The following is a 25,732-nucleotide window of genomic DNA, read 5'->3' on the forward strand; positions in this document are numbered from 1 at the left end:
GCGGGTGATCCGTGAAGGTGCGGCCGGCCGCCACTGTGGTCCGCCGTGTCGTCGACGCGCTGCCTACGGCTGTCGTATCCCCGGCCCCTCTGGAACGACTCCTCCAGCGTGCGAGCCGGGAAGCTGCGCTGCCCGGCACCGGTATCTGCGTTTTGCATGCATTGACGTTATACTGCAAGCATGACTGCTCTGACGATTCGGGACGTCCCGGATGACCAGATCCAGACCTTGAAGGTTCGTGCCGCCCAGGCCGGCCAGTCCCTCCAGGCTTACTTCCTCGATCTCATCGCGCGCGAGACGTCCAAGCCCACCATGGCGGAGATGGTGGCGCGCCTGAACCGGGAGACCACGGCCAGTGTCAGCACGGAGGACGTGCTGGCCGCGATCGACGAGGCCAGGACCGGGAGGTGAGTGAGACGGTCGTCATGGACTGTTCCGCTCTCGTGCACTTCCTCACCAACCGCGACCCGCTCGGCCTTGCCGTCCGCACCCGGGTGGGTGCCGCCGATGCCGTCGCCGTGCCCACGCTCATCGACTACGAGATCCAGTCCGCGCTCCTCGGTATGAGGAGAGGGGGCAAGCTCACGGCGCGTGAAGTGGACCAGGCTATTGATGCCTACCGGCAGCTCCCAGTCGTCCGACACGAGACGCTCATCCTCTGGGATCGGGTTCAGGCTCTCCACGGGAACCTGAGCGCCTACGATGCCCAGTACGTTGCCTTGGCCGAGGCTCTCGCCGCAACGCTGATCACCAGTGATGCGAGGATCGAACGGAGCGGTGCCGCGAAATGCGGCATCGAGGTCTTCGCCTCGAACTGATGGCGGCGCGGTTGTGGGGCCGGCGATTCAGGACGGCACGCGCGGGGCTGGTGAAAGACCGGCAAGTCGCCTGTTGGAGGTCACCTACAACTCGACCCCAACACCTCGCTTCCCTGCTCAGTGACGCCCCCGGTGGCCAGCCGGTGGCCGGACGCCTTTGGACGGCGCGGCACGAGGCATCACCGATCAGGACGCCGCAGCCGCTCTGATCAGGCAGAACAGCACCAGGCAGCACCACCGGGCAGCACCACCGGGCACCACCCGACACGATCCCTCGCGCGATCCGGAGCCCGTGTGGTGAATAGATGCATCTATAATAACTGTATCTATATATGGGAGCTGGTGCTGTGGACAAGCCCGCCGAGATGTTCGACCGTGTCTTCGAATGGGCCGAGCTGACCCGGTTCGCTACCCTGCCGGGCCCGCGCGCCACGCTGGGCGTGGTCTCCGGCCGCCGCCGACAGGGCAAGACCTTCCTGCTCGACGCAGTCACTCGTGCCAGTGGCGGCTTCATGTTCACCGCCACCGAGACCACCGAGGCCGACGCCTTGCGGCAGTTCGGTGAGGCACTCGCCCGTTATCGCGGGCAGCCCACTCCGTTCCGTTTCGCGCACTGGGACGAGGCGGTCACGGAGCTCATGCGCATCGCCGACGCGGGCGGCCCCACCGTGGCGGTCATCGACGAGTTCCCCTTCCTCGCCAAGGCATCTCCCTCGCTGCCCTCGATCATCCAGCGCGCCCTCGATCCTGCCGCCCAGCACACCAACACTCCGGTGCGTCTCCTGCTGTGCGGCTCCGCGCTGTCGTTCATGGGACGGTTGCTGTCCGGCAATGCTCCGCTGCGTGGCCGGGCCGGCCTCGAACTCGTGGTCCCGACCCTGGACTTCCGGCTCGCGGCCGAGTTCTGGCAGATCGACGACCCGCGCACCGCGCTCCTGACCCATGCCGTCGTCGGGGGTACGCCCGCCTACCGCCGTGAGTTCACCCAGGGGGACACCCCTGCCGGGCCGGACGACTTCGACGACTGGGTCGTCCGTGCCGTCCTCAACCCGGCGCGTCCGCTCTTCCGGGAAGCCCGCTACCTTCTCGCCGAGGAACCTGAACTCCACGACACCGCGCTGTACCACTCGGTGCTGGCAGCCATTGCCGCCGGTAACGCCGCTCGTGGTGGCATCGCCGACTACCTGGGGCGCAAGTCCACCGACCTTGCCCACCCGCTGAGCGTCCTCCAGGACGTGGGCATGATCACCCACGAGGCCGACGCCTTCCGCCGTAACCGCTCCGCCTACCGCATCGCCGAACCGCTCGTCACCTTCTACCACGCGGTCATGCGCCCGGCCTGGGGCGATCTGGAACGCCCCGGGCGGGCGCCCGACGTGTGGCGCCGCGCCCAGTCCACGTTCCGCGGCAAGGTCGTCGGCCCGCACTTCGAGCAGGTCTGCCGGGAATGGGCCCGCTGGCACGCGGCCCCCGATACTCACGGCGGACATGTCACGCGGGTCGCCGGCGGGACCGTCAACGACCCCGCCGCCCGGACCAGCCACGAAGTCGACGTCGCCGTCCACGGTGAGACCCACGGCGGCGGCCAGGCGCTGCTGGCCATCGGCGAAGCGAAGTGGAGCGATGTGATGGGACTCGGCCACCTGGAACGCCTGCGGCACATCCGCTCCCTCCTGACCAGGAACGGCATGGCCACCGCAGCGACACGGCTGTACTGCTTCAGCGGCACCGGCTTCACCGATGAACTGCATCACCTCGCGGAGGACGATCCCGCGATCCAACTGATCGACCTGACCCGCCTTTACCACGGAGAGTGACTCCCGAACTGCGGTACCGGGGGTCGGTCGGCCGCACCGACCGGTGGACCTGTATGAGGAGTTCGGGCTCTTCGGAGAGGAGGGCGCGGGCTCGTACGACCGTGCGCGATCCGTCGTCGGACGGTCAGGGCGAGCGCGGGCAGCCACCACGACATGTCGGTGGTGGGCCGCAGATCCTCGGCCGAGAGTGGTACGTCGCGATTCGGCGGTAGCGTGGCGAGGCGAGCAAGGCTGCGGACAGGCGGGGCGGATTTCATGCGGATGCGGTACGAAGCCGGGGCCGAGGAGGAGTTTGAGGCGGCGTGTGGGCTGCTGGTCGACCGGCTGGTGCGGTGGGCCGGGGGGCAGGGGACGCCGGTGGACGCGTTCATGGCGGAGGCGGCGTTGGACTACCGGCACCGGGCGACCGTCGACGGTCGGTTGGGGTTGTGGGAGCCGCGGCATGTGGAGGAGTTGCTGCTGCACTGGTTCCCCCAGCAGGTCACCGAGTTTCCCGGGGAGGAGCCCGGCGACGGTCCGGGCACGTTGCGCACCCTCCTGCGCTTTCTGCACGCCGTGCGGTTGGCGGACCCACGCGGCCCCGCGCTCGATGGCTCACTCGGCGCGGTGGACGCGGCCGAGGAATGGTATCCGGAGGCGATGGCGGACCGTGACCGGTGGGGCCTGGCGAAGTTCTGGGCGGTGACCGCTGCCGAGCAGGGCGTGGACGTCATGGACGGGGCGGCGTTGCAGCGGTTCGCGGAGCGTGCTCAGCGCGGGGAGGTCGCCTACGACCAGCGGGCCCTTGACGAGATCATGGACCGGCGGCTGAAGGGCCGCGTACCGGTCGACGGGGCCCGGGCTGAGCCGCAGCTGCCGGTGGTGCTGCCTTCGGACAGTGAACTGCGACGACCGGCCGAGGCGTCGACGACTGTGGCGCAGTTGCGGAGCCTTGCGGAGTGGGCGGGGCGGGAGGGACGGCTGGTGACGGCAGCGGGGCGGCTGCGGATGGCCGATGCCCGCGAGCTGGTGGACGTGCTGGGCACCGGGGACAGGACCGAGGGGGTGCGCTCTTCGAACGACCTGCCGCGGCTGGGGCTGTTGGTGGAGTGGGCGAAGAAGGCGCGGCTGGTCCGGGTCGCCAAGGGCCGTCTGTACGCGGTGGCCAAGGCCCGGCCGGTGCTGGCCGACCCGCTTCAGCTCTGGTCGCGCGCCTTCGACGCTCTCTTCGAACTGCGGCAGGCCCTGATCGGTGCGCGCAGCGGTTGGCACGTCGAGTCGATGCTCTTCGACGTCTACGACGAGATGCTGGAGGACGTGCTGAACACGCTTTACAGCCTGCCGTGCCCGATGCCCTGGCCGCGGCTGCGTGACTCCGTGCATCTGAGCTACCGGGCACACTTCCAGCTGGACGCCGGCTCGGACCTCCGGCAGCGGATGTGGTTCGAGCACGCCGACCGGGACCTGCGCGCCATGTTCGACGTGCTGGTGGACATGGGCGCGGTCGAGCGTGAGCAGGGGATGGCCGATCCGGCGTTCCTGGAAACCGATCTCTCCGACGCGGAGGATTTCGGACCTGAACTGCCCGCGGGCCTGCCGCAGGAACTCACAGAGCTGCTGGGTGTCATGGGAGCGGCAGCGGATCCGGCGGAGGCACGGGAGCGTGACCGCCGCTTGCGTGAGGAGCTGACCGCCGGGCCCGTCGAACTCATTCGCCTCACCGAACTGGGAACCCGGGCCGTACGGCAGCGGCTACTGGCGGTCGGCCGGGACGCACCCCTGGTCGGTGAGCTGGTCCAGGCAGCGCCGGCCGGCTTGCTGGGGGCACTGGCCGAGGAGTACGACCCGGATACCGCCCGTACGGAACTGGCCGGATGGATTTCGGCCCGCAGGGACCGGGCTGCCGCACTGCGGCAACTTACCGACGCCGTACGGACCATGGCGGGTGCGGCGTTCCGCACGCGTGCCCAGGCGATGCTGGACGTGCTGGCGGTGGCGTGGCCCGACGGCGAGGGCGAGCGGCTGCTGCGTGCGCTGCGCGATGACGCCGTACTGGCACCGCTCGCTCTGAGCGCGCTGGCGCAACGTGACCTGTTGTCCCCCGAGGACATGACCGACGCCGAGCATCTGCTGGTGCTCGCCGAGAGCCTGCTCCAGCTTGTGGAGCTGGCCGGTGGCCCGGGCGGGGCTGGGGAAGCGCTGCGCGCCCAGGGGCCCGAGGCCAGGGACGCGGTCGCCGCCGCGCTGGACTCCGCGCATCCGGACCGGGCCGGACTTGAGGAACTCCGGCACCTCGCGGCCAGGGCCTGGGGTACGTCCGCCGTTCGTCATGGCGGCGTCCGCGGGCGTGGGCGTTCCACGGGCAGGGGCGGGCGCAAGCGGCGCCGGTGAATGGGGGTGCCGCTCGGTTCGGAGGGCGGTCGTGAGGACCTGGCGGTGCTCGGACCTGGGGTTTCTTGCTTTGGTTGACCTTGGAATTCGGGTTGATCGGGCACGCGTGGTCTGTGCATCGCACTGCGTGGGTCTGAGGTTTGAAGTCGGTGGCGGTTTTGCTTCGCAGGGCTGTGAACTGGTCTTTTGTCTCTTGCGGTCGCTCTTCTGCGGGCCGGTCGGATTGGTGTGGTGGCCGTGTGGTGGCCGAGCGTGCAGACCTGCTCCCGGCGAACCGCGAGATTGGTGGTCCACAGAGGGGCCAAAGTTATGGCGTCCCGACAATCGGGCGTTCAACCTGCATCCGTGTTAGGGCGGTCACCGGGCCCGGGCAGGTTGTCGTCTTGCTGGGGCCGGTCACGTCCGTGCTGCTGGTCGCGGTGGCCTACCCGCGTCAATAGGTGGCTGCGTGGGGAAGAAGCCGTCGATGCGGCAGCGTTGGAGCATCGGGGTAAACGAGCGCGTCACCCATCCGGCGATGCCATCGGATACAACGTTGCTCTGCCCAGCGACCGTGACCGCCATCTGGGGCCGGCGGTCACCCCGCGCAGCTCGACGATCTCGGCCTTGAACTCCGGTGGGAACGAGCGGGCGTGGCTTCTTCTTCCCCATGCTCTCCAAGTGAGGATCCTTTGGGCTGGGCTGCTGATCTCGGTCGTCCAGCAAAGCGGATCAAGCCCCGTCGGCGCTGCGCGGGCGGGACGACCCATTTCATGGGCTGGCCGGTGAGGGTGGTGAACATGCCGAAGTCGCCGTATCGAGGACGGTTCGCCGGTGCAGTTCTGTGGTGGCGGCGACGAGGAGGTCGGGGGGCGACAGGGCGCGGTGGAAACCCGCACTGTGTGCGTGGTCCTGGATCTCCAGCGCGCGGGCGCAGACGTTGTCGTCGATGTGCGGGCAGTCGAAGGCGTGGAGCCAGGTGCAGATCCGAGTCGCCCCTGCGCCATACCAGGCTCCGAGGGGCTGCGCATGTTTCCGCGCGCAGCTGCGAGTAGGTGGCGCCCTGCGTAGGTCCCCGCCCGATGCGTCAGCATGCTTTCCGCCGCGGCTTGGACGGCGGCTGCTGCCCGCACCGTTGTGGTGACGGTGGGGATCTGGTGGCGATCGGGAAGGACGGTCAATCGGTTTCCCTGGGGCCCGGACGAGTTGCCGGCCTGCCAGTCAGATCGTCGCCCACCTGCCGAAGGACCATCCACCGGCCGCGAACGAGCTCGTCAGCGCCGAGGATCCGGCACGCGAACCGTTGATCTTCTTCCCTGCCAGAGACATGCCCGGCTTTGTGGCGGAGATCAGGCCGATCTTCCACGGAATGCCGTTCCCGCGCGTGCGGACCCGCGTCGTTCACCAGGAGACGGCGCTCGGCTTCGTCGCCGCGGGCGTGGCATTCACGCTGTTGCCGGAGGCGGTCACGTCATGTGTGCCCTCGTCGGTCCGAGTGGCCCGGATCGACTCCTGCTCGACCACCGTGATGTACGTCGCCGAACCACGGACGCTCACCCCGGCCGCGCGGTTGTTCCGGCGGGCGCTCTTCGGGGCGACGGCCGCCGTGTCCGCGTCTTCATCGGCCTCGTCGGCCTGACAACCGCGGTGGGCGCGGCTCCCGTTCCGGTACGGGCCGGCTGCGCAGCGGACACTGGCAGTGGACGCTGTGACGTTAGGGTGTACTTATGGGAGAAGATTCGAACGCGCTGCTGCGCAACGTCGGCACGGCACGCGACCGCCATGCCGACGAGCCGATCGAGACGCTCGAACTCGAGGCGGCGATCGCCCGCAACGTGCGTGAACTGCGCCATCAGCGCGGGCTTTCGGTCACCGACCTGGCGGCCCAGGTCGGTATCTCCAAAGCGATGCTTTCCAAGGTCGAGAATGCCCAGACCTCGTGCAGCCTCAGCACGCTCTCCCTGCTGGCCAAAGGCCTCGACATTCCAGTGACCTCACTGTTCCGCGGAGCTGACGCCGAGCGCCCGGCCTCCTATGTGAAGGCCGGGCGAGGCACACCGATCGTTCGCAGCGGCAGCCAGGTGGGGCATGACTACAAGCTCCTCGGATCTCTTCGCGGTGAGCACAAGCGCCTTGAGTGCCTGCTCGTGACGCTCACCGCGAAGAGCCAGACCTATCCACTCTTCCAGCACCCCGGCACCGAGTTCATCTACCTGCTGGAAGGCGCGATGGACTATGGCCACGGACGCAGTGTCCACCGCCTCAAGCCGGGCGACGCCCTGATCCTCGACGGCGAGGGAGCCCACGGCCCCGTCGACCTGGTGGATCTGCCGATCCGCTTCCTTTCCGTGATCGCTTTCCCCGACGGCACCAACTGAGGTCGCCATCCAGGTCGCTGCGGAAGTCAGGAACCTCAGCCCGGCAGAGACGACGGTCTCCTCGGGGAGGGTGAAGAGGGCCGTGCGGACGGAGTCCTCGATGCCGGGCCGGTCGGAGTAGGACCGGCCGGTCGGAGTAGGACTGGCCGGTCGCGCCGGACCCACCGTTGAACAGAGGTCTCCGGTGAACACGCAGCCCAAGTCGGGGGCGTGGAGGCGGCAGATCACGCTGCGGGCGCGCCCGGGTGGGTGCGGGATCCGCGGTGTCGTCCCGGCGACCTCGATGGAGCTGCCCGTCGGTCAGGTCCCCGTCCCGGAGCTCGCCCTGCTCACCCGTGCCGTGCGTGAGCTCCCACAGCGGCCGGTCGCCGGGGTGCGGCAGGACGCGAGCCTTGGTCCGCTCCCGCAGTGCCGACGCGACGCGTACGTGGTCGTCGTGGGCGTGCGTGCACACGATCGCCGTGACCATGCGGGCACCGACCACCTTCAGGATGGCGTCGACCTTGGTGAACCGCTCGGCCACCACCAGGGTCTTCTCCGCGAACGCCCTGATGCCCAGCGCCGGTCACAGCTCGGTGTCGGCGTCCGGCCCGTCGGCCGGCGTCGTCTTCCGCGTCGCATCGCGGGTGTCGAAGCAGTACTTGGGCTCGCCGCGGCGGCCCGCCCGGCCCGCCCGGCCCTCCCCGCCCACCCTCGGGCCGCGCCTCCGCCTCACCGGCGGAGCAGTGTCTCCAGGCTGTCGGCGAGCGCCGCGGCGCCGATCTCGGCGTCGGCGTCCTCCACCTGCTCGGCGGGGGCGTGCGAGACGCCCGTGGGGTTGCGTACGAAGAGCATCGCGGTCGGCACGTGGTCCTTGAGGACGCCGGCGTCGTGGCCGGCGCCGGTGCCCAGCCGCGGCGCCGCGTCGAGCACGTCGGCGAGCCGGTCGCGCAGCCGTGGGTCGAAGTCGACGGTGGAGCTGAAGGACTCCTCGGTCATCTCCGCGGTGCAGCCCTCCTCCGTGGCGAGCCCGCGCGCGGCCCGCCCGACCTCGTCGACGAGACGGCGGGTGACGGCGTCGTCGGGATGGCGTACATCGAGCCAGAGGTCCACCCGGGAGGCGATGACGTTGGTGCCGCCGGGCACGGGCACGAGCCGGCCGACGGTGGCCCGCGCGTCCGGGACGGCGCGGGCGAGGCGCCGCACCTCGGCCACCAGCAGTGCCGCCGCCACCATGGGGTCACGCCGGTCGGCCATGAGGGTGGTGCCGGCGTGGTTGCCCTCGCCGGACACGGCGATGCGCCAGCGGCCGTGCCCGAGGATCGAGGAGGCGACCGCCACCGGCCGTTCCAGGTCGACGAGGCCGCGCCCCTGCTCGACGTGCAGCTCGACGAAGGTGCCGATCCGCGCCAGCGTCTCGGCGTCGGGGCCCAGGTGCGCGGGGTCGAGGCCATTGCGCCGGGCCGCCTCCGCGAAGGTGACGCCGTCGGTGTCGGTCAGCGACCGGGCCCGGTCGGGGTCGATCGCGCCCGTCAGGAGCCGTGACCCGAGGCAGGCCACGCCGAAGCGGGCGCCCTCCTCCTCGGGGAAGACGGCGATCGCGCGCCGCCCGGCGACACCGCGAACGCCCAGCTGGTCGAAGGCGACCAGCGCCGAGGCCACGCCGAGGGGACCGTCGTACGCGCCGCCGCCCGGGACGGAGTCGAGGTGGCTGCCGGTCACGACGGCCCCGTCCCCGACGCCGCCGTGCCAGGCCCAGATGATGCCGTTGCGGTCGGTCTCGACGTCGAGCCCGCGCTTCTGCGCGTGGGCGACGAACCACGAGCGCAGGTCGAGTTCGGCACCGGAGTAGACAGGCCGGGTGTAGCCGCCGCGCTGGGGGTCCGTGCCGACGTCGGCGATCTCGGCGAGCAGGGAGGAGACGGTGTCAGTCATCGGGTTCCTTGAAGAGTCGTATGTCGGCGGCCAGCTCGTCCAGCAGGACGGTGGCGTCGGCCGGGAGGCGAGGGGCGGTCGCCGGCCGGAGGATCACCTCCGCCCGGCACGCGCCCCGTCGCGTCATCACGTTGAGTGCCCGGGTGGGCGTGTCGAGGGCCACCGCGACCGGTGCCTCTCCGGCGAACCGCGCCCGGTCGCCGGCCGCGAGCCGCCGCTGTCGCCCGTCGACCGTCAGCCGCAGGGGGCCGAGCGCGACGAAGAGGCGATCGAGCCCCGGGAACGTCGAGAACGGCGCGTCGCGGTCGAGATCGGCCACGCTGACGCGCCACAGGACCAGGCCGGACGCGTCTGTCCCGGTCGCGAGCTCCCGGGTGGCTCCGGCACCGTTGCGCCAGGGGGTCGGGGCCACCCGGGTGGGGTCGAGCATCCCGGTCACGTCACCGCATCTCGCCGGCACCGACATAGGGGTGCAGGCTGTTCAGCGGTCGGCCCTCGGCGAACCGTTCGAGGCGGAAGTCCGCGGCGGGGACGTCGGGGTCGGTGCTGTCGCCCTCGAACACCAGGTCGGCGACGAGGTCGCCCACGGCCGGGCTGATCTTGAAGCCGTGGCCGGCGAAGCCGGCCGAGAGGATCAGGCCGTCGACGCCCCCGACCGGGGCGATCACGGGGTTCCAGTCCGGCGGGACGTCGTACACGCCGGCGTAGGTGTGGGTGACCGACGGGTCGGGGAAGCCCGGGAAGCGGTGCATCAGCTTCTCCGCGTACCTCTCGATACTGGCCTCGCCGGCGATGTTGGAGTAGTTGTCGGGGTCGACGAACTTCTTCTGGAAGTCGGCGTGGTCGCTGTTGCCGACGAGGAACTGGCCCGCGCCCTCCAGCCGGCAGTACTGCAGGCTCACCAGGTCGGAGACGACCGGGAGGTCCGGCAGCGGCTCGCCGGCGTCGACGATGAGGAGTTCCGAGCGGTAGGCCTCGACGGGGAAGTCGATCCCGAGGTCGGCGAGCAGCTTCGCCGACCACCAGCCCGAGGCGACGACGACGAGATCGGCGTCGACCACCTCACCGCCGTCGAGCTGGACGCCGGTCACCTTGTCGCCCGCGGTGAGGATGCGGGCGACGGGGGTGTTCTGCCGGATGCGCGCGCCGTGGTCACGGGCCACCTGCCCGTAGTGCAGGGCGAGTTGGGTGGCGTCCGCGAACCCGCCACGCGGTTCGTACGACGCCAGCGCGACGTCGCCGGTCTCCATCATCGGCCACAGCCCGGCCAGCCGGTCGGCGTCGATCAGGTCGACGTCGATGCCGAGGCCCTGGTGCATGGCAGTGTTGGCGCTGAGCGGCTCGGCGTTCTCCTCGCCGACGATGACGGTGTAGCCGACCTGGCGGAAGCCGACCCGGTCGCCGAGTTCCTCGAAGACCGGCACGCTCCGCCACGCCATCGCGGCGATCGAGGGCACGCCGTAGTGCGCGCGGACGATCCCGCTGGACTTGCCGGTGCCGCCGCCGGCGAGCTGGTGCCGCTCCAGGACGAGCACGTCGGTGAGTCCGCGCTGGGTCAGTGCGCGGGCGATCGAGAGTCCGATCAGGCCGCCTCCGACGACCACTGCCTTCGTCGCCATCAGAACCCCTGTCCCGGGATCCAGGAGGTGCCCGCGAGCGGGACGCGGGCCATGGCGGCCGCCTCGATGGAGGTGGCGACCATGTCCTCGGGTTCGAGGTGGGTGACGTGGGCCTTGCCGCAGGCGCGGGCGATCGTCTGGGCCTCCATGGTGAGGACCCGCAGGTAGTTGGCGACGCGCCGGCCGCCCTCGACCGGGTCGAGCCGCTGTTGCAGCTCCGGGTCCTGGGTGGTGATGCCCGCGGGGTCCTGGCCCGCCTGGAACTGGTCGTAGAACCCGGCCGCCGAGCCGAGCTTCTCGTACTCCGCGGCGTACTTCGGGTCGTTGTCGCCCAGCGCGATGAGGGCGGCGGTGCCGATGGCGACGGCGTCGGCACCGAGGGCGAGCGCCTTGGCGACGTCGGCGCCGGAGCGGATCCCGCCGGAGACGATGAGCTGGACGCCGTCCGGCTTCTTGTGGACGCCGAGTTCCCGGAGCGCCTGCACCGCCTGCGGAACGGCGGCGAGGGTCGGGATGCCGACGTGCTCGATGAAGACGTCCTGGGTGGCGGCGGTGCCGCCCTGCATGCCGTCCACCACCACGACGTCCGCGCCGGCGTGCACGGCGAGCTTGACGTCGTAGTAGGTGCGCGAGGCGCCGACCTTGACGTAGACCGGCTTCTCCCAGTCGGTGATCTCGCGGATCTCGTTGATCTTGATGGTGAGGTCGTCCGGGCCGGTCCAGTCGGGGTGGCGCGAGGCCGAGCGCTGGTCGATGCCGGCGGGCAGGTCCCGCATGCCCGCGACCCGCTCGGAGACCTTCTGGCCGAGCAGCATGCCGCCGCCGCCCGGCTTGGCGCCCTGGCCGAGGACGATCTCGATGGCGTCGGCACGGCGCAGGTCGTCCGGGTTCATGCCGTAGCGGTTGGGCAGGTACTGGTAGACCAGCGTCTTGGAGTGGCCGCGCTCCTCCGGGGTCATGCCGCCGTCGCCGGTGGTGGTGGAGGTGCCGGTGGCCGAGGCCGCGCGGCCGAGGGCCTCCTTGGCGTGGGCTCCGAGGGCCCCGAAACTCATGCCGGCGATCGTCACCGGGATGTCGAGCCGGACGGGGTACCTGGCGTTGCGCCCGCCCAGCACCACATCGGTGCCGCACCGCTCGCGGTAGCCCTCCAGCGGGTAGCGCGACACCGAGGCGCCGAGAAAGAGCAGGTCGTCGAAGTGGGGCAGGGCGCGTTTGGCGCCCCAGCCGCGGATGTCGTAGATACCGGTCTCGGCGGCACGCTGGATCGCGGCGATGGTGGCCCGGTCGAAGGTCGCGGACTCGCGCAGGCCCAGCCGGGCCCGGTCGTCGGAGGTGAGGGTCATCGGATCCTGCCTCAGTACTCGTTCTCGTGGGTGAAGTGGTAGAGAGTGCGGGCCGAGCCGTAGCGCTTGTACGACGCCGGGTCGTCGTCCACGAAGCCGGCCGCCTTGAGCAGGCCTGCCAGCTCCTCCAGGTGCTCGGGCCGCATCTCCTTCTCGACGCAGTCGGCTCCGAGCGACTTGGCGGCGCCGCGCAGGTAGATGCGGGCCTCGTAGAGCGAGTCGCCGAGCGCGTCCCCCGCGTCCCCGCGGACCACCAGGCGGCCCTTCTGGGCCATGAAGGCGCTCATGTGCCCGACGTCGCCGCCGACGACGATGTCGATGCCCTTCATCGAGATGCCGCAGCGGGCGCCGGCGTCGCCGTCGATGACCAGCAGACCGCCGCGGCCGGTGGCCCCGGCCGACTGTGAGGCCGAGCCCGTGACATGGACGGTGCCGCTCATCATGTTCTCGGCCAGGCCCTGGCCGGCGTTGCCGTTGACGACGACCTCGGCCTGCTGGTTCATGCCGGCGGCGTAGTAGCCGAGGTGACCGTTGACGGTGACCTTGACCGGCGCGTCGAGACCGACGGCGACGTTGTGGGCGCCGCGCGGGTTCTCGATCACGTACTCACCTTCGAGTCCCGAGGCGTGGAGCGCCTGGTTGACCTCGCGCAGGGGCGTGGTGCTCAGGTCGAACGCGGGCACTGCCTCGTCGGCGGAGCTCATGCCGACACCTCCTGACGGTTCCAGTGGTAGATGACCTCGGGCTCGGGCTCCCAGATCCGGGCGTTCTCGACGCCGGGCAGGTGGGCGAGGGCCCGGTACTCCGACGCCATCGCCACCCAGTCGTCGGTCTCGGCGATGACGGCCGGCTTGCAGGCGATGGCGTCGCGGACGACCGCGAAGCTGTCGCGGTTGGAGACCAGCAGGGTGTAGAAACCGTCGAAGGTCCGGGTCAGGTCGGTGAGCGCCTCGTCGACGCCCTTGCCGTCCGCGAGTTGCCGCGCGACGAAGCGGGCGCCGACCTCGGTGTCGTTCTCGGAGTCGAACTCGATCCCGGCCGCCCGCAGGTCGCGGCGGATCGTGGCGTGGTTGGAGAAGGAGCCGTTGTGCACCAGGCACTCGCCCGGGCCCACGGCGTAGGGGTGCGCGCCCGACGACGTGACCGCCGACTCGGTCGCCATCCGGGTGTGGCCCACGCCCTGCCACCCCTGCGCCTTCGCGAGGCCCCACCTCTCGGCCAGCGCCCGGGGGGCGCCGACGCCCTTGAGGACGGCGAGGTCCTCGCCGAAGCCGCCGACGAGGACGTGCGGGAAGGCCTTCCTCGCGGCGGACAGCAGCACCTCCGAGTCGACGTCGGCGCTGGCGAGCACCACGTTGTCGACGGTGACGGCCGTCACCTCGGCGCCGGTCTCGGCGCCGAGCGCCGCCGCGACCGTCTCGCCGGACACCTCGACGTCGATCAGTGAGACCGAGCCCCTGCCGCGCGGCGACCAGTCGTCGTTGCCGTAGACGGCGATGCCCGCCGAGTCCGCGCCGCGGTCCTCCATCTCGCACAGCATCCCGGTGAGGAGCTCACCGAGCCGGGAGTAGAGCTCGGGGCTGCGCAGGTGCAACCCGACGATTCCACACATGTGTTGAGTCCCTTTCTCGGGGGTGACGGCGCCTCAGAAGGCGGTGAGGTAGCGGTCGTGCTCCCAGTCGGAGACGGCGGCGTGGTAGGCGAAGAACTCGTCCTTCTTCAGGTTCGCGAAGTAGTCGGCGACCCCCGGGCCGGCGACGTCGAGGGTTCCCCTGACGATGTCGTCGGCCTCGAAGGCCTCGACGGCGTTCAGCAGCGTCAGCGGGAAGGGGGTCTCGGGACCGGTGCCGACCTCGCCGAGGGAGAGGCCGCCGGCGATGCCGTCGAGGCCGGCGTCCACGGCCGCGGCGATGGCGAGATAAGGATTGGCCGCGCCGTCGCCGCCGCGCAGCTCGATGCGCTGGTTGTCCGGGATGCGCACGTACTGGGTCCGGTCGTTGCCGCCGTACGTCGGCAGTTTGGGGGCCCAGGTCGCACCGCTCGCGCTGGAGGCGACCGCGCCGGTGCGCTTGTAGGAGTTGACCGTCGGTGCGATGACCGCCTGCAGCGCGGTCGCGTGCTCCAGGATGCCGGCGACGAAGGAGTACGCCGTCTTCGACAGCCCCAGTCCGACCGGGTCCTCGTCGCCCTCGCCGCTCGCCGGGAAGACCGGGGTGTCGGTCGCGGTGTCGCGCAGGGAGAGGTGGAGGTGGAGGCCGGAGCCGGTGCGGTCGGCGAACGGCTTCGGCATGAAGGTCGCGATCATGCCCCGCTCCTGGGCGAGCACGCTCAGCAGGTAGCGGAGGGTGATGACCCGGTCGGCCGTCGTCAGGGCGTCGGCGTACTGGAAGTTCTGCTCGAACTGGCCGTTGCCGTCCTCGTGGTCGTTGGCGTAGTTGCCCCAGCCGAGCTGGTTCATCGCGGTGCTGATCGAGGTCAGGTGGTCGTACATCCGGGTGACGCCACGCGCGTCGTAGCACGGCTGGGCCGCGATGTCGGCGCTGTCCGCCGGGACCAGGGCACCCGCCGCGTCGCGCTTGAGGAGGAAGTACTCCACCTCGGCGCCGGCGTAGGGCGCGAAGCCGGCGGCGGCGGCCTTGGCGACGACCTGTTTGAGGATCACGCGGGGAGCGAAGGGCCACGGCTCGCCCTCCACGTGGGGGTCGCAGTGGACGATCGCCAGGCCTTCCTTGACGAACGGGACGGGCGTGAAGGAGGAGACGTCCGGAATCGCCATCAGGTCGGGGTCCTTGGGCTCCTGCCCGATCGCGCCCACGGCGTACCCGGCGAAGCCGACGCCCGCCGTCGCCAGCTCGTCGACAGCCTCGACAGGCACGAGCTTGGCACACGGCTTGCCGTTGAGGTCGACGAAGAGCGCCAGGAGGAACTTGGTGCCGCTGGCCTCACAGAGGGCGGCCAGGTCGAGGTTGTCGGGCATGATGACTCCTGAAGTCAGGTTAACTGAAGTGAATCAGCGTCTCCGCTGAGTAGACATAGTGAATATTTCGCTCTCGTTTCGGATTGATGAGGTCTGTATCTCGTGAGCCTCGGATCCGGCCTTACGGGTCGCACGGTCGACGCGCGTCGCGGCGGCCGTGCGACGAGTCGCCGTCGTCGAACGCGGCTCGCGCCGAGCCAGGGTCGCGAGGTTCACACCGGGGAGATGTCCCCGCCCACGCGGCTTGCCGCGGGCGAGGACGCCGCCAGGGCGGCAGGCGCACCGGTCCGGTTACCGCGACAGCGCCCACGGGACGGCGGCCGTACGCCGTTTCGGCGTGCGACGCCACACGCGGGTCGCCCGGCTCGGTGCGGGTTCCAGGAGGCGCACCGAGCCGGCCAGGAGATCCTCGATCACCTGCTCGGGCATGTCCGTGTCCAGGCGGCCCCTGACAGTCCGGCGCTCACTGGAAGGCCGGCACGACCTCCTTGATGAACAGCTCCAGGGACTTGCGCTTCTCCTCGTGCGGCAGGCTGTTGTCGATCCAGAAGCTGTACTCGTCGACGCCGAGCTCCTCGTAGGCGCGCAGGCGTTCGATGACCTCGGCCGGGGTGCCGATCATCGCTGTCTTGTGGAGCGACTCCGGGCGGAACTCGGGCCGTTCCTCGAACTTCGACTCGGGGCTGGGCGGCAGGAAGCCGTTGACCGGGGTGGTCTTGTTGCCGAACCAGGCGTCGAAGGTGCGGTAGAAGCGGTTGACGGCCTCGGCGGCCGGGCGCCAGCCTTCCGGGTCGTCGGGGGAGTGGACGTGCGTGTGCCGCAGCACCATCAGCTCGGGGCGCGGCACCTCGGGGTGGTTGGCCACGGCGGTGTCGAACTTCCCCTTGAGGGCGACGACTTCCTCGTCGCCCTTCATCAGCGGGGTGACCATGACGTTGCAGCCCTGCTCCACCGCGAAGTCGTGCGAGGCGGGGTCGCGCGCGGCGATCCACATGGGCGGGGTGGGCCGCTGCACCGGCTTGGGGACGCTGGTCGAGGTCGGGAACTGCCAGATCTCGCCGTCGTGGGCGTAGTCGCCCTGCCACAACGCCCGTACGGCCGGGACGAGTTCGCGCAGGTGCTTGCCGCCGTCCGCCGCCGGGAGGCCGCCCGCCAGCCGGTCGAACTCGAACTGGTAGGCGCCCCGGGCGAGTCCGACCTCCATCCGGCCGTCGCTGATGACGTCGAGCAGCGCGCACTCGCCGGCGACCCGGATCGGGTGCCAGAACGGGGCGATGACGGTCCCGGCGCCCAGCCGGATCGTCGAGGTCTTCGCGGCGAGGTGGGCGAGCAGGGGCATCGGGCTCGGGGAGATCGTGTACTCCATCGAGTGGTGCTCGCCGATCCACACCGTGCCGAACCCGCCGGCCTCGGCCATCAGCGTCAGCTCGGAGAGGTTCTCGAAGAGCTGCCGGTGACTGACCTCCTCGTCCCAGCGCTCCATGTGCACGAACAACGAAAACCTCATGACTGCTCCTCCGCTGCCGTTCCGGCGGCTGCTGTTGTCGCTGCGTCCATCTCGGTGAGGGTGATGTCACCGGTCGCCCAGTGGCTCCGGGGGACCTCGTGGACGACGACCCGGATGTACTCGGGCCGGGTGTTCACGGTGCGCAGGACCGCTTCGTGGACCTCGTGGATCAACTCCCGGATCTGCGCCGGGCTGCGGCCCTCGGCGAGGGTGATGGCGACCTGTGGCATGCCGGCTCAGCTCCGCATCGTGAACGGGTCGGCCACGGGCTCCTCGCTCGTGTTGATCCAGACGCTCTTGAGCCGCGTGTACTCCAGAATCGTCTCGGTGCCGTGCTCGACGCCGACCCCGCTGGTCTTGAAGCCCTGGCGCGGGGACATCGGGGACATGGCCCGGTAGGTGTTGACCCAGATGGTCCCGGCGTCCAGACGCGCCGCCATCCGGTGCGCGCGGGAGAGGTTGGTCGTCCACACCCCGGCCGCGAGCCCGTACTCGGTGTCGTTGGCCAGCCGGACGACCTCCTCCTCCGTGTCGAACGGCATGACCGCGAGCACGGGGCCGAAGATCTCCTCCCGTACGACGCGCATGCCGTTGTCGACGTCCACGAGGACGGTCGGCTCGTAGAACCAGCCGCCGAGGCCGCCGTCGGTGGCCCGGCCGCCGGTCAGCACCCGGGCGCCTTCGCCGCGGCCGAGGTCGACGTATCCGGCGACCTTGTCGCGCTGGTCCTCGAAGGCCAGCGGGCCCAGCTCGGTCTTCTCGTCCAGGGGGTCGCCGATGACGATGGTCCGGGCGCGTTCCGAGACCCGTTCGAGCAGCTCGTCGTAGACGGACCGGTGGGCGAACACCCGGCTGCCGGCGATGCAGGTCTGCCCGGCGGCGGCGAAGATGCCGGCGACCACGCCCATCGCCGCGTTCGGGACGTTCGCGTCCTCGAAGACGATGTTGGGCGACTTGCCGCCGAGTTCGAGCGTGGAGCCGATGAAACGGCTCGCGGTGGCCGCGGCGATGCGCGCCCCGGTCGCCGTGCTGCCGGTGAAGGAGATCTTCGCCAGGTCGCGGTGGTCGACGAGGGCCTGTCCGGCCTCGGCGCCGAACCCGGTGACGACGTTCACCGCGCCCGGCGGGAAGCCCGCTTCGATGGCCAGTTCGGCGAGCCTGAGCACGGTTGCCGAGGTGTACTCCGAGGGCTTGATCACGACCGTGTTCCCGGCGCAGAGCGCGGGCGCCAGCTTGCTGCTGGTCAGCGTCAGCGGGGAGTTCCAGGGCGTGATGGCGCCGACGACGCCCAGGGGCTCGCGGGCCGTGTAGTTGAGGACCTGGCGGTCGGAGGTCGGGATGAAGTCGCCGTGGATCTTGTCGGCCAGTCCGGCGTAGTAGTAGTAGTACTCGGGCAGGGTGGCCAGCTGGCCTCGCATCTCGCGCAGCAGCTTGCCGTTGTCCTGCGTTTCCATCCGGGCCAGGTCCTCGGCGTTCTCCGCGATCAGGTCGCCCAGGCGCCGCAGCAGATGGCCGCGCTTCGTCTGGCTGAGGTCGCGCCAGCGCGGGTCCTCGAACGCCTTCCGCGCGGCGGTCACCGCCTTGTCGATGTCGGCGGCGTTGCCGCGCGCGGCCCGGTAGAGGACCTCGCGGGTGGCCGGGTTGACGCTCTCGAAGTACTCGCCCGACGCGGGCTCGGTCCAGGCCCCGCCGATGAAGTGCCGCCAGGTGGTGGTGGGTTCAGGCATCCGCGCACGCTCCGATGAAGGTGGTGAGGCAGTCGACGAACGCCTGCGGGCGCTCGACGGGCAGCATGTGACGCGCCCGGGGGACGATCTCCGCCCGGCAGTCCGGCAACGCCGCGGCCAGCCGGTGGGTCATCTCGGGGGTGGACCCGGGGTCCTCCGCACCGGTCACCGCCAGGGCGGGTACGGCGATGGCGGCCAGGTCCGGTGCGAGGTCGGCGTCCGCCGTGGCGAACACGCGGTAGCAGTCGAGGAAGGACCCGACATCGTTGGCGAGGAGGGTGGCCTCGGTGCGGGCCACCACCTCGGGCGCCACATCGGTGCCGTCGTACCAGCGCTTCAGGGACGCCGCCGCGCTCGCCGTGAAGTCGGCCTCGGCGGTGCGCAGCCGGTCGAGGACGGACGCCCGCTCCTCGGCCGTACGCGCGCACACCGAACTCACCGAGATCAGCGTGGCCACCAGGTCCGGGCGGTGCAGCGCCACATGCTGGGCGACCAGGGCGCCCAGCGAGAAACCGACCAGATGGGAGCCGGCCGGGATCTCGTCGACCACTCCGGCGGCCAGCTCGGCGAGGGTCACCCCGTCACGCACCGGCGGGCGGGTGCCGTGGCCCGGCAGATCGGGGGCGAGCACGGTGAAGCGGTCGGCCAGCAGCGCGGCGACGGGCTCCCACATGGTGTGGTCGAGCCCGACGCCGTGCAGCAGCACCACGGTGGGCCTGCTCATGTATGCCTGGCCTACTGCTCGGTGGAGAGGGGGGCCAGACGCTGCTGGGGGCGACCCTGGGCGGCGGCGGCCAGCGCGATGACGATCTCGCCCGGGTGGGGGGCGTCGGCGAGCCTGACCTCGACGCTCTGGTGGTGCGAGCGGATCGTGGCGTCGGTGATGTGCTTCAGCGGGATGTCGAAGACCACCCCGGCGGGCCCGCGCTTCTCGACCGCCGGCAGCAGGGTGGTGGCGTTGGCCGCCTTGCGGAAGTGGTCGCCGAACTTCAGCGTGTGGATCAGCCCCGAGCCGTGCTCGATCTCGCCGTCCAGACCCACGATCGCCGCCTTGCCGTAGGCCTCCGCCGGGGCCTCCAGCGCGTCGAGCACCGCCGGGGCCAGCAGCGCGCCCAGGTCGGAGGCGTGCGCGTCGATACCGGGAGCGAGGTCCTCGACGAAGCCCTGACCGGCCCACGGGTTGTCGATCACCGCGGCGACGACGGCGATCCGGGCGGGGCGGGCGAGCGCGCGACCGCCCTCGGTGCGGATCTCCTCGACGATGGTCACGATCTTGCGGACGCTCATGAGGGGACAACCTCCAGGGTTTCGGTGGTGACGACGGGGTCGGTCGTGCGGTCCCCGATACGGGGGTGCGGGCGCGGCCCCGTCGACGCCGCCGCGATGACGACGATCTCGTCCGCGCGCGGGGCGTCGGACACACGGGCACTGATGGTCTGGTAGTGGCTGCGCGTCGAGGCATGTGTCTTGTGCCAGAGCGGGACGATCAGAGTCTCGCCCGCCTCGGCCCGGGTGTCGGCGAAGCAGATGATCGACTCGCCGTGCAGGAACTCCCGTACCAGATTGCCGAAGTACGGCGTGTGGATGAGGGCCCCGGCGTGCTCGATCTCGCCCGCCGCGCCGACGACGGCGGCCTTGCCGAACGCCTCGATCTCGTCCACGCCGCCCAGGGAGGCGATGAGCCGGTCGGTCAGCACTCTGGCGAGCACCGGACCGACACGGGCCTGCTCCACGGAGAGGTCGGCCGAGGGGCCGGTGCCCAGCCACGGGTTCCGTATGACCGCGGCGACGCTGGCTCTTCGCGTGGGCCGCGCGGGCGCCTCGCCCGCCTCGGTCAGAACGGCATCCCGGTACAGCACGAGTTTGCGGAGACCGATGCTCTCGTCGAGGTGATCCATGCGCTCTTGCATGGCACAGGACGATAGGTGTCGTCTCTTGGGTCGGTCAAGGGGGTGGATGGGCAGGCTCCCCCGTGGTCTGTCCACCTTCTGTTCGATGCTGGTTACAGGCTTTTAACCTGCATTTATTGACGATCTTCAGAGGCGGTATGTGATTCCGCATCCCGCCCCCTTGACGCTCCATCGGTGGCGTGCCTTACTGCTGCTTGTATGCCAGAACCGGTGGCCATCGAGCCCCCGAACCCAAGGAGTTCCATGTCCAGTCACCTTGGAGCGGACGCGGAGACACCGCCCGCGACACCGTCGGGGAGCAGCGGGGATATCGCCACGGACCGCACCGGAGCCGGAGCCGATCAGGACGGCGGCGGCAGACTCGGTTCCGTCTTCTGGACCTCGATCGGGATCTCTACGATCTTCGTGGCCTGGGCGGTGCTTTTCACGGACAACCTCAACAAGGTCACCAACACCTCGCTGAACTGGGTGACGTCCACGTTCGGCTGGTCCTACCTGGTGATCACGCTCGCCATCCTGATCTTCCTGGTGTTCCTGGCCTTCAGCCCCGCCGGCGACATCCGCCTGGGCAAGGACACCGACCGCCCCGAGTTCTCGACGCTCACCTGGTTCGCCATGATCCTCAGCGCGGTCATGGGCATCGGCCTGGTCTCGTACGGTGTCGCCGAACCGATCTCCCATCTGGCGACGCCCCCGCACGGACTCGCCGAGCCGAACACCCCGGCGGCGGCCGTCCGCGCCCTCCAGTACTCCTACTTCGACTGGGGCCTCCAGGCCTGGGCGATCTTCGCCGTCTTCGGGCTGGCCATCGCCTACTCGACCCACCGCAAGGGCCGGCGCACCCTGGTCAGCCAGCTGTTCGTGCCGCTGCTCGGCGACCGCGCGAACGGGCCGATCGGCAAGACCATCGACGTCCTCGCCGTGTTCGCGACCCTCTTCGGCACCACGACCTCCCTCGGCCTCGGCGCACTCCAGGTCAACAACGGACTCGGCCGGCTGTGGGGGATGCCGGTCAACAACGTCAGCCAGGTGCTGATCATCGCCGCCGTCACCTCGATCTTCACGCTCTCGGCGGTGACCGGCGTCAGCAAGGGCATCAAGTTCCTGAGCCAGGGCAGCACCCTGCTGGCGATCGGGCTCTTCGTCTTCATGCTGGTCGTCGGCCCGGCGGTCTTCCTCGCGAACCTGTACATCGAGTCCGTCGGCCAGTGGGCCACCGACTTCTTCCGGATGAGCCTCCAGGGCACCGCCTTCGGCGGGCTCGAATGGATGCAGTGGTGGACCTACTTCATGATGGCCTGGTGGGTGTCGTGGGGCGCCTTCGTCGGTGTCTTCCTGGCCCGGATCTCGCGGGGCCGGACCATCCGCGGCTTCATCATGGGCGTCCTGGTCGTCCCCAGCGTGGTCTTCTTCACCTGGTTCACGGTCTTCGGCGGTACGGCGATCCACGTCGACATGTTCGAGGGCGGCGACATCGCCAAGCAGACCGCCGCCGACATCAACAGCGCGTTCTTCGCGACCCTCGACCACTTCCCGCTCTCCGGGGTCACCTCGGTGGTCGCGATCATCCTGGTCGTGATGTTCTTCGTCTCCGGCGCCGACGCCAACACCTACGTGCTGTCCATGATGACGTCGAACGGCTCGCTCACCCCGCGTCGCCCGGTGCTCATCCTCTGGGGTGTGCTCACCGGTGTCACCGCCGTGGTCCTCATGCTCGCCGGCGGACTGAACGCCCTGCAGAACACCGTCATCGTGACATCCCTGCCCTTCCTCGTGATCATCGCCGGACTGGCGGTGTCCTTCTGGACGGAACTGAGAGCGGATCGGAGGGACGGCAGGGAAGCGCGCGAGCCGAGCGAACCGAGCACGGACGAGAAGGAGACGACCGGTGCCGCACTCTGATCCGCTTTCCGACACCCGTCGTGCGCTGATCGAGAGGACGTGGGCAGCGGTCTGGGGCCAGGGAGACGTCGATGCCCTCGACGCGCTGCTGAGCCCGGCCTACCTCCGCTACGGCGGCGACCCGCAGCCGCAGGACCTGACCGCGTTCAAGGCCGCGATCGTCTCGACCCGGGCCGCCTTCCCGGACCTCGTCACCACCATCGACGACCTTGTGATCGAGGGCGACCGGGCCGCGATCCGCTGGCACAGCAGCGGCACCCAGACCCACTCCTTCCTCGGTGTCCCGCCCACCAGGCGCCAGGTCGACGTCAGCGGCGCCACCTTCGCCCGCTTCGAAGGGGACCGCATCGTCGAGGAGCACGTGACCTGGGACCCCCGGGCGCTGCTCTCGGCGCTGGGAGTCATCCGGGTCGGACAGGACTGACGGGACCCGGGACAGAACCGACGATCACGATGACTAGGAGTTCTTTGATGACCCCGCTCGCCGCGAAGCCCGACCTCGACGTGATGAAGCAGGTCAACCGGCAGTTCGTCACCGGTGTCACGGTGGTGACCGCGATGGACGGTGAGACCCCCAGAGGGCTGGCCGTCAACGCGTTCTCGAGCATCTCGCTCGACCCGGCCACCGTGATGGTGTGCGTCCAGCGGACCTCGACCACCCACGACTGTCTCTTCCAGGCGGACCACCTCGCGATCAACATCCTGTCCACGGACCAGCTCGACGTCGTCGGTACGTTCGCGAGCAAGGCCGACGACAAGTTCAGGGACGTCGAATGGGAGAGCGGCCCGTTCGGCAGCCCGCTGATCGCCCGCAGCAGCGCGCGGATGGAGGTCGAGATCCGCGAGCGGCTGCAGGCCAGCACCCACACCGTGTTCATCTGCCGTGTGGTGCACGCGGTGGTCACCGAGCACCCCCCGATGGTCTACAGCGCGGGTAAGTTCTTCGACGGCGGCGCGCTGGCGCCGCTTGGATGAGGAGGGTTCGGTGAATCGCGCGAAGAGCGAACCGAAGGACGAGCCGAAGAGGGAGCCGAAGAACGGCTCGATGCAGGCCAGGGTGATCGCCGACATGCGTCGGCGGATCATCACGGGCGACATCGAGCCGGGCGCCCCGCTCTCGGAACTCGCCCTCGCGGAGGAGTTCGGCGTCAGCCGTACGCCGGTGCGCGAAGCCCTCAAGCAGTTGCAGACCGAGGGGCTCGTCGAGATCCGGCCCCGGGTCGGGACGTTCGTCAGCACCCCCTCCCGTCGCGAGATCACCGAACTCTTCGAGATGAAGGAACTCATCGAGGGCGCCGCCGCCCGTCTTCTCGCCCAGCGCGGGCGCGTTCCGGAGATCGACCTGCTCGAACGCAATCTGCTGGCAGCCGACGAAGCGGTGGCGCGGGACGACCGGGACCGGTACGCCGAGTTGGTCCAGGAGTTCCACGACCTGCTCATCACCGGCGCCGACAACAGCAAGCTGGAGGCCCACTACCGGATCCTGATGAATCAACTGGCCTACTACTCCCGCCTGGTGCACACCTCGCTGAGCCGGCCGGGCCGGGCCCTGCAGTCGGACCGCGAACACCATGTCGTCCTCGAACTGATCCTGGAGAAGGACGGCGACAGCGCCGAGCAGGTGATGCGCGAGCACGTCAGGGCCAGCCGGCGCGCGCTGCTGGCGGGGCTGCCGATCGAGGGTTCGAACATCTCCTGACGGTGCGACAGGGCCGGGCTCCGTCCCTTCGGGGGCAGGGCCCGGCTTTCGGCTTACGGGGAGCTTCCGCGGCGGAAACCTCCCTGTACTCAGGTTGAATCAGCGATGTCCGGTTCGTCGATCAACCCGTCGAGACCGGACCGGTGGTTCGGTAGCAGCCGGCGATCAGGTGCGGCCGGTACGGGATCCCTTGTGCCCTCCCTCGCACGACATGCGAGACGACCGGTATCTCGGACGAAGCGGCCCGAGATCGGTGAAGGTGACGCGGATCCCTGTTGTACTCCTCGCCAGGGACGGACGAGACCGGCAGGGGTAGGCGCTGACGCGGCAGGGCACGAGAGCGTGTCGATCATGCCGCACGTCATCTTCCGGAGCACCTTCTACGACGGCTTCCGGCTCACTGCGGGCGCCAGCCCGCAGGCGGGCTCCGACCGTGAGTTCCCGATCGAATTCAGCAGGCCCGAGTAGTTCATCGACACCGCTCTTCGTCCGCCACCGCAGTAAGTGAACTTTCAATATTTCCTCTTCTCTTGAAGCCTCGCGGCTGCAAAAATGAACATGCTCTCGGGGGCCGACTACTTCACATTGAACCGTTGCGCGTATGCGCGCACATGGGAGGCGTGGTCTTGTCTCAGTGGGCGTTCACATAGTCTTTTTTCGGTATGCGAATTTTGCCCATGTCCTGCTTTGGGCGCCTTCACTCGTTAGGGGTTATTCGTACTATGCGGGGACGAGCACTCGACTGTCCGTCTTGTGCTACTTCGGACCCGAAAACCCGTCTGATTTGAAAGCACCATAGAATCGCCCGAGTTCCAGCGGAACCCGCCCCTCCGTCGCACTCGTGATCACGCTGCGCCGTGAGCGAGCGCAAGCCGTACCCCAGTGACCTGTCCGACGCCCGATGGGCCCTGATTGAGTCGACGTTGACGGCCTGGAGAAAGGCCCGCCTCGAACGCCGGCCGACGGGACAGCCGGCCAAAGCGCGGCTGGTCCGGGTGGCCAAGGGGCGGTTGTGTGCGGTGGCCAGGGCCCGGCTGGTGCTGGCCGATCCGCTTCACCTGTGGCTCCGTGCTTTCGAGGCCTGTTTCGAGATGCGGCAGGCCCTGATCGGCGCGCGCAGTGGCTGGCACGTCGAGTCGATGTTCTTCGATGCGTACGAGGACGTGCTGGAGGACGTGCTGAACACGCTCTACAGCCTGCCGTACCCGATGCCCTGGCCGCGGCTGCGGGACTCCGTCCACTTGGCCTACCGGGCCCGCTTCCAACTGGACGGCGGGTTGGACATCCAGCACCGGATGTGGTTCGAGCACGCCGACCGGGACCTGCGCACGGTGCTCGACACGCTGGCGGAACTGGGCGCGATCAAACGTGATCGGGGGATGGCCGATCCAGTGTTCCTCGATGTCGACCTCGCCGCTGAACCCGAGTTGCCCGAGGGCATGCCGCCGGAGCTCGCGGAGCTGCTGGGTGCCGCAGGGGTGACGCCTGACCCGGCGGCACAGGAGCGTGACCGCCGCCTGCGTGAAGAGCTGACTGCCGGACCGGTGGAGCTCCTCCGTCTCACCAAGCTGGGCACCCTGGCGCTACGGCAGCGGCTGTTGGCGGTCGGCCGGGACGCACCGCTGGTCGGTGAGCTTGCCCATGCCCCGGCGGCGGGCCTGCTGGGTGTGTTGGCCGACGACTACGACCCGGATGCCGCAGGCGTGGAGCTGGCCGGCTGGATCGCGGCCCGCGGCGAGCGGGATGCCGCGCTGCGGCAACTGACCGAAGCC

26 protein-coding genes and 1 pseudogene are annotated in these 25,732 nt (G+C 69.9%); 11 read left to right on the forward strand and 16 right to left on the reverse strand.

Translation table 11 applies throughout. The features are described from left to right. Window positions 1-180: 180 nt before the first annotated feature. From F9278_RS28485 to F9278_RS28510, 6 genes are all read left to right on the forward strand, one after another. Window positions 181-411 carry a FitA-like ribbon-helix-helix domain-containing protein gene (locus F9278_RS28485; protein ID WP_009342206.1) on the forward strand — a complete coding sequence of 77 codons (231 nt, stop codon included), beginning with the start codon at window positions 181-183 and terminating at the stop codon, window positions 409-411. Then, window positions 408-818, forward strand: coding sequence for a type II toxin-antitoxin system VapC family toxin (locus tag F9278_RS28490; protein ID WP_152170866.1), 411 nt, complete (start codon window positions 408-410; stop codon window positions 816-818). The genes F9278_RS28485 and F9278_RS28490 overlap by 4 nt, the downstream gene beginning before the upstream one ends. Window positions 819-1,150: 332 nt before the next feature. Next, on the forward strand, window positions 1,151-2,635 hold the full coding sequence (locus tag F9278_RS28495) for an AAA family ATPase (protein ID WP_226966991.1): 1,485 nt from the start codon (window positions 1,151-1,153) through the stop codon (window positions 2,633-2,635). Between the two features lie 261 nt (window positions 2,636-2,896). Then, window positions 2,897-5,005 (forward strand): hypothetical protein, encoded by a 2,109-nt coding sequence (locus F9278_RS28500; RefSeq protein WP_152170868.1) that lies wholly within the window; start codon window positions 2,897-2,899, stop codon window positions 5,003-5,005. A 1,204-nt stretch (window positions 5,006-6,209) separates the two neighbouring features. Further along, window positions 6,210-6,623: a LysR substrate-binding domain-containing protein gene (locus F9278_RS28505; RefSeq protein WP_264300219.1), complete on the forward strand. Its 414-nt coding sequence runs from the start codon at window positions 6,210-6,212 to the stop codon at window positions 6,621-6,623. A gap of 88 nt (window positions 6,624-6,711) precedes the next feature. After that, window positions 6,712-7,362, forward strand: coding sequence for a helix-turn-helix domain-containing protein (locus F9278_RS28510; RefSeq protein WP_152170870.1), 651 nt, complete (start codon window positions 6,712-6,714; stop codon window positions 7,360-7,362). On the opposite strand, the gene F9278_RS48835 is transcribed toward F9278_RS28510, so the two are convergent. From F9278_RS48835 to F9278_RS28580, 16 genes are all read right to left on the reverse strand, one after another. Continuing rightward, window positions 7,247-7,888 (reverse strand): MBL fold metallo-hydrolase, encoded by a 642-nt coding sequence (locus F9278_RS48835; protein ID WP_404818952.1) that lies wholly within the window; start codon window positions 7,886-7,888, stop codon window positions 7,247-7,249. The genes F9278_RS28510 and F9278_RS48835 overlap by 116 nt on opposite strands. Before the next feature lie 39 nt (window positions 7,889-7,927). Beyond that, window positions 7,928-8,053 (reverse strand): hypothetical protein, encoded by a 126-nt coding sequence (locus F9278_RS48260; RefSeq protein ID WP_264300185.1) that lies wholly within the window; start codon window positions 8,051-8,053, stop codon window positions 7,928-7,930. A 20-nt stretch (window positions 8,054-8,073) separates the two neighbouring features. Next, window positions 8,074-9,276, reverse strand: a complete 1,203-nt coding sequence (locus F9278_RS28520; RefSeq protein ID WP_152170871.1) for an allantoate amidohydrolase — start codon at window positions 9,274-9,276, stop codon at window positions 8,074-8,076. Next, window positions 9,269-9,706, reverse strand: a complete 438-nt coding sequence (locus F9278_RS28525) for a HutD/Ves family protein (protein ID WP_152174185.1) — start codon at window positions 9,704-9,706, stop codon at window positions 9,269-9,271. Before F9278_RS28525 ends, F9278_RS28520 begins: the two co-directional genes overlap by 8 nt. A gap of 10 nt (window positions 9,707-9,716) precedes the next feature. Continuing rightward, complete coding sequence (locus F9278_RS28530) at window positions 9,717-10,895, reverse strand: NAD(P)/FAD-dependent oxidoreductase (RefSeq protein WP_152170872.1); 1,179 nt, start codon at window positions 10,893-10,895, stop codon at window positions 9,717-9,719. Next, complete coding sequence (locus F9278_RS28535) at window positions 10,895-12,238, reverse strand: FMN-binding glutamate synthase family protein (RefSeq protein WP_152170873.1); 1,344 nt, start codon at window positions 12,236-12,238, stop codon at window positions 10,895-10,897. Before F9278_RS28535 ends, F9278_RS28530 begins: the two co-directional genes overlap by 1 nt. Window positions 12,239-12,249: 11 nt before the next feature. Continuing rightward, on the reverse strand, window positions 12,250-12,942 hold the full coding sequence (locus tag F9278_RS28540; RefSeq protein ID WP_152170874.1) for a GltB/FmdC/FwdC-like GXGXG domain-containing protein: 693 nt from the start codon (window positions 12,940-12,942) through the stop codon (window positions 12,250-12,252). Continuing rightward, window positions 12,939-13,850 (reverse strand): class II glutamine amidotransferase domain-containing protein, encoded by a 912-nt coding sequence (locus F9278_RS28545; protein ID WP_152170875.1) that lies wholly within the window; start codon window positions 13,848-13,850, stop codon window positions 12,939-12,941. The genes F9278_RS28540 and F9278_RS28545 overlap by 4 nt, the downstream gene beginning before the upstream one ends. Window positions 13,851-13,883: 33 nt before the next feature. Then, complete coding sequence (gene glnT, locus F9278_RS28550) at window positions 13,884-15,215, reverse strand: type III glutamate--ammonia ligase (RefSeq protein ID WP_152170876.1); 1,332 nt, start codon at window positions 15,213-15,215, stop codon at window positions 13,884-13,886. A gap of 291 nt (window positions 15,216-15,506) precedes the next feature. After that, on the reverse strand, window positions 15,507-15,644 hold the full coding sequence (locus tag F9278_RS46385; protein ID WP_193241679.1) for a hypothetical protein: 138 nt from the start codon (window positions 15,642-15,644) through the stop codon (window positions 15,507-15,509). A 34-nt stretch (window positions 15,645-15,678) separates the two neighbouring features. Continuing rightward, window positions 15,679-16,722, reverse strand: a complete 1,044-nt coding sequence (locus tag F9278_RS28555) for an LLM class flavin-dependent oxidoreductase (protein WP_152170877.1) — start codon at window positions 16,720-16,722, stop codon at window positions 15,679-15,681. Continuing rightward, a complete protein-coding gene (locus F9278_RS28560; RefSeq protein ID WP_152170878.1) occupies window positions 16,719-16,952 on the reverse strand; it encodes a tautomerase family protein in 234 nt (77 codons plus the stop codon). The genes F9278_RS28555 and F9278_RS28560 overlap by 4 nt, the downstream gene beginning before the upstream one ends. Window positions 16,953-16,958: 6 nt before the next feature. Further along, a complete protein-coding gene (locus tag F9278_RS28565; protein ID WP_152170879.1) occupies window positions 16,959-18,449 on the reverse strand; it encodes an aldehyde dehydrogenase in 1,491 nt (496 codons plus the stop codon). Next, on the reverse strand, window positions 18,442-19,173 hold the full coding sequence (locus F9278_RS28570; RefSeq protein WP_152170880.1) for an alpha/beta fold hydrolase: 732 nt from the start codon (window positions 19,171-19,173) through the stop codon (window positions 18,442-18,444). The genes F9278_RS28565 and F9278_RS28570 overlap by 8 nt, the downstream gene beginning before the upstream one ends. An 11-nt stretch (window positions 19,174-19,184) precedes the next feature. Continuing rightward, on the reverse strand, window positions 19,185-19,736 hold the full coding sequence (locus F9278_RS28575) for an amino acid synthesis family protein (protein WP_152170881.1): 552 nt from the start codon (window positions 19,734-19,736) through the stop codon (window positions 19,185-19,187). Further along, window positions 19,733-20,359: an amino acid synthesis family protein gene (locus F9278_RS28580; protein ID WP_152170882.1), complete on the reverse strand. Its 627-nt coding sequence runs from the start codon at window positions 20,357-20,359 to the stop codon at window positions 19,733-19,735. The genes F9278_RS28575 and F9278_RS28580 overlap by 4 nt, the downstream gene beginning before the upstream one ends. Before the next feature lie 243 nt (window positions 20,360-20,602). Between F9278_RS28580 and F9278_RS28585 the strand changes: the two genes are divergently transcribed. The 5 genes and pseudogenes from F9278_RS28585 to F9278_RS46390 all read left to right on the forward strand — a co-directional run. After that, window positions 20,603-22,261 (forward strand): BCCT family transporter, encoded by a 1,659-nt coding sequence (locus tag F9278_RS28585; RefSeq protein ID WP_226966992.1) that lies wholly within the window; start codon window positions 20,603-20,605, stop codon window positions 22,259-22,261. Then, the gene (locus tag F9278_RS28590) at window positions 22,248-22,685 is read left to right on the forward strand and encodes an ester cyclase (protein WP_152170883.1); all 438 of its coding nucleotides are present in this window, start codon (window positions 22,248-22,250) and stop codon (window positions 22,683-22,685) included. Before F9278_RS28585 ends, F9278_RS28590 begins: the two co-directional genes overlap by 14 nt. Window positions 22,686-22,732: 47 nt before the next feature. Then, window positions 22,733-23,236, forward strand: coding sequence for a flavin reductase family protein (locus F9278_RS28595; protein ID WP_152170884.1), 504 nt, complete (start codon window positions 22,733-22,735; stop codon window positions 23,234-23,236). A gap of 10 nt (window positions 23,237-23,246) precedes the next feature. Next, entirely contained in the window at window positions 23,247-23,960 is a 714-nt protein-coding gene (locus F9278_RS28600; protein WP_226966993.1) for a GntR family transcriptional regulator, read from the forward strand. Window positions 23,961-24,817: 857 nt separating this feature from the next. Continuing rightward, window positions 24,818-24,949: pseudogene (locus tag F9278_RS46390) on the forward strand (IS5/IS1182 family transposase); the annotation flags it as partial. Window positions 24,950-25,732 lie beyond the last annotated feature (783 nt).

The organism is Streptomyces phaeolivaceus, from assembly GCF_009184865.1.
In the GTDB taxonomy this organism is placed as follows: Bacteria; Actinomycetota; Actinomycetes; order Streptomycetales; family Streptomycetaceae; genus Streptomyces; species Streptomyces phaeolivaceus.

Bases quoted from the DNA above. Each gene is read 5' to 3' on its own strand.
- F9278_RS28525 (WP_152174185.1), bottom strand. From the start codon at position 9,706: ATGCTCGACCCCACCCGGGTGGCCCCGACCCCCTGGCGCAACGGTGCC.
- F9278_RS28545 (WP_152170875.1), bottom strand. From the start codon at position 13,850: ATGTGTGGAATCGTCGGGTTGCACCTGCGCAGCCCCGAGCTCTACTCC.
- F9278_RS28595 (WP_152170884.1), top strand. From the start codon at position 22,733: ATGACCCCGCTCGCCGCGAAGCCCGACCTCGACGTGATGAAGCAGGTC.
- F9278_RS28500 (WP_152170868.1), top strand. From the start codon at position 2,897: ATGCGGTACGAAGCCGGGGCCGAGGAGGAGTTTGAGGCGGCGTGTGGG.
- F9278_RS28555 (WP_152170877.1), bottom strand. From the start codon at position 16,722: ATGAGGTTTTCGTTGTTCGTGCACATGGAGCGCTGGGACGAGGAGGTC.
- F9278_RS28570 (WP_152170880.1), bottom strand. From the start codon at position 19,173: ATGAGCAGGCCCACCGTGGTGCTGCTGCACGGCGTCGGGCTCGACCAC.
- F9278_RS28535 (WP_152170873.1), bottom strand. From the start codon at position 12,238: ATGACCCTCACCTCCGACGACCGGGCCCGGCTGGGCCTGCGCGAGTCC.
- F9278_RS28585 (WP_226966992.1), top strand. From the start codon at position 20,603: ATGTCCAGTCACCTTGGAGCGGACGCGGAGACACCGCCCGCGACACCG.
- F9278_RS28520 (WP_152170871.1), bottom strand. From the start codon at position 9,276: ATGACTGACACCGTCTCCTCCCTGCTCGCCGAGATCGCCGACGTCGGC.
- F9278_RS28540 (WP_152170874.1), bottom strand. From the start codon at position 12,942: ATGAGCTCCGCCGACGAGGCAGTGCCCGCGTTCGACCTGAGCACCACG.
- F9278_RS28575 (WP_152170881.1), bottom strand. From the start codon at position 19,736: ATGAGCGTCCGCAAGATCGTGACCATCGTCGAGGAGATCCGCACCGAG.
- F9278_RS28560 (WP_152170878.1), bottom strand. From the start codon at position 16,952: ATGCCACAGGTCGCCATCACCCTCGCCGAGGGCCGCAGCCCGGCGCAG.
- F9278_RS46385 (WP_193241679.1), bottom strand. From the start codon at position 15,644: ATGCCCGAGCAGGTGATCGAGGATCTCCTGGCCGGCTCGGTGCGCCTC.
- F9278_RS28485 (WP_009342206.1), top strand. From the start codon at position 181: ATGACTGCTCTGACGATTCGGGACGTCCCGGATGACCAGATCCAGACC.
- F9278_RS28510 (WP_152170870.1), top strand. From the start codon at position 6,712: ATGGGAGAAGATTCGAACGCGCTGCTGCGCAACGTCGGCACGGCACGC.
- F9278_RS28580 (WP_152170882.1), bottom strand. From the start codon at position 20,359: ATGCAAGAGCGCATGGATCACCTCGACGAGAGCATCGGTCTCCGCAAA.
- F9278_RS28530 (WP_152170872.1), bottom strand. From the start codon at position 10,895: ATGGCGACGAAGGCAGTGGTCGTCGGAGGCGGCCTGATCGGACTCTCG.
- F9278_RS28495 (WP_226966991.1), top strand. From the start codon at position 1,151: ATGGGAGCTGGTGCTGTGGACAAGCCCGCCGAGATGTTCGACCGTGTC.
- F9278_RS28565 (WP_152170879.1), bottom strand. From the start codon at position 18,449: ATGCCTGAACCCACCACCACCTGGCGGCACTTCATCGGCGGGGCCTGG.
- glnT (WP_152170876.1), bottom strand. From the start codon at position 15,215: ATGCCCGACAACCTCGACCTGGCCGCCCTCTGTGAGGCCAGCGGCACC.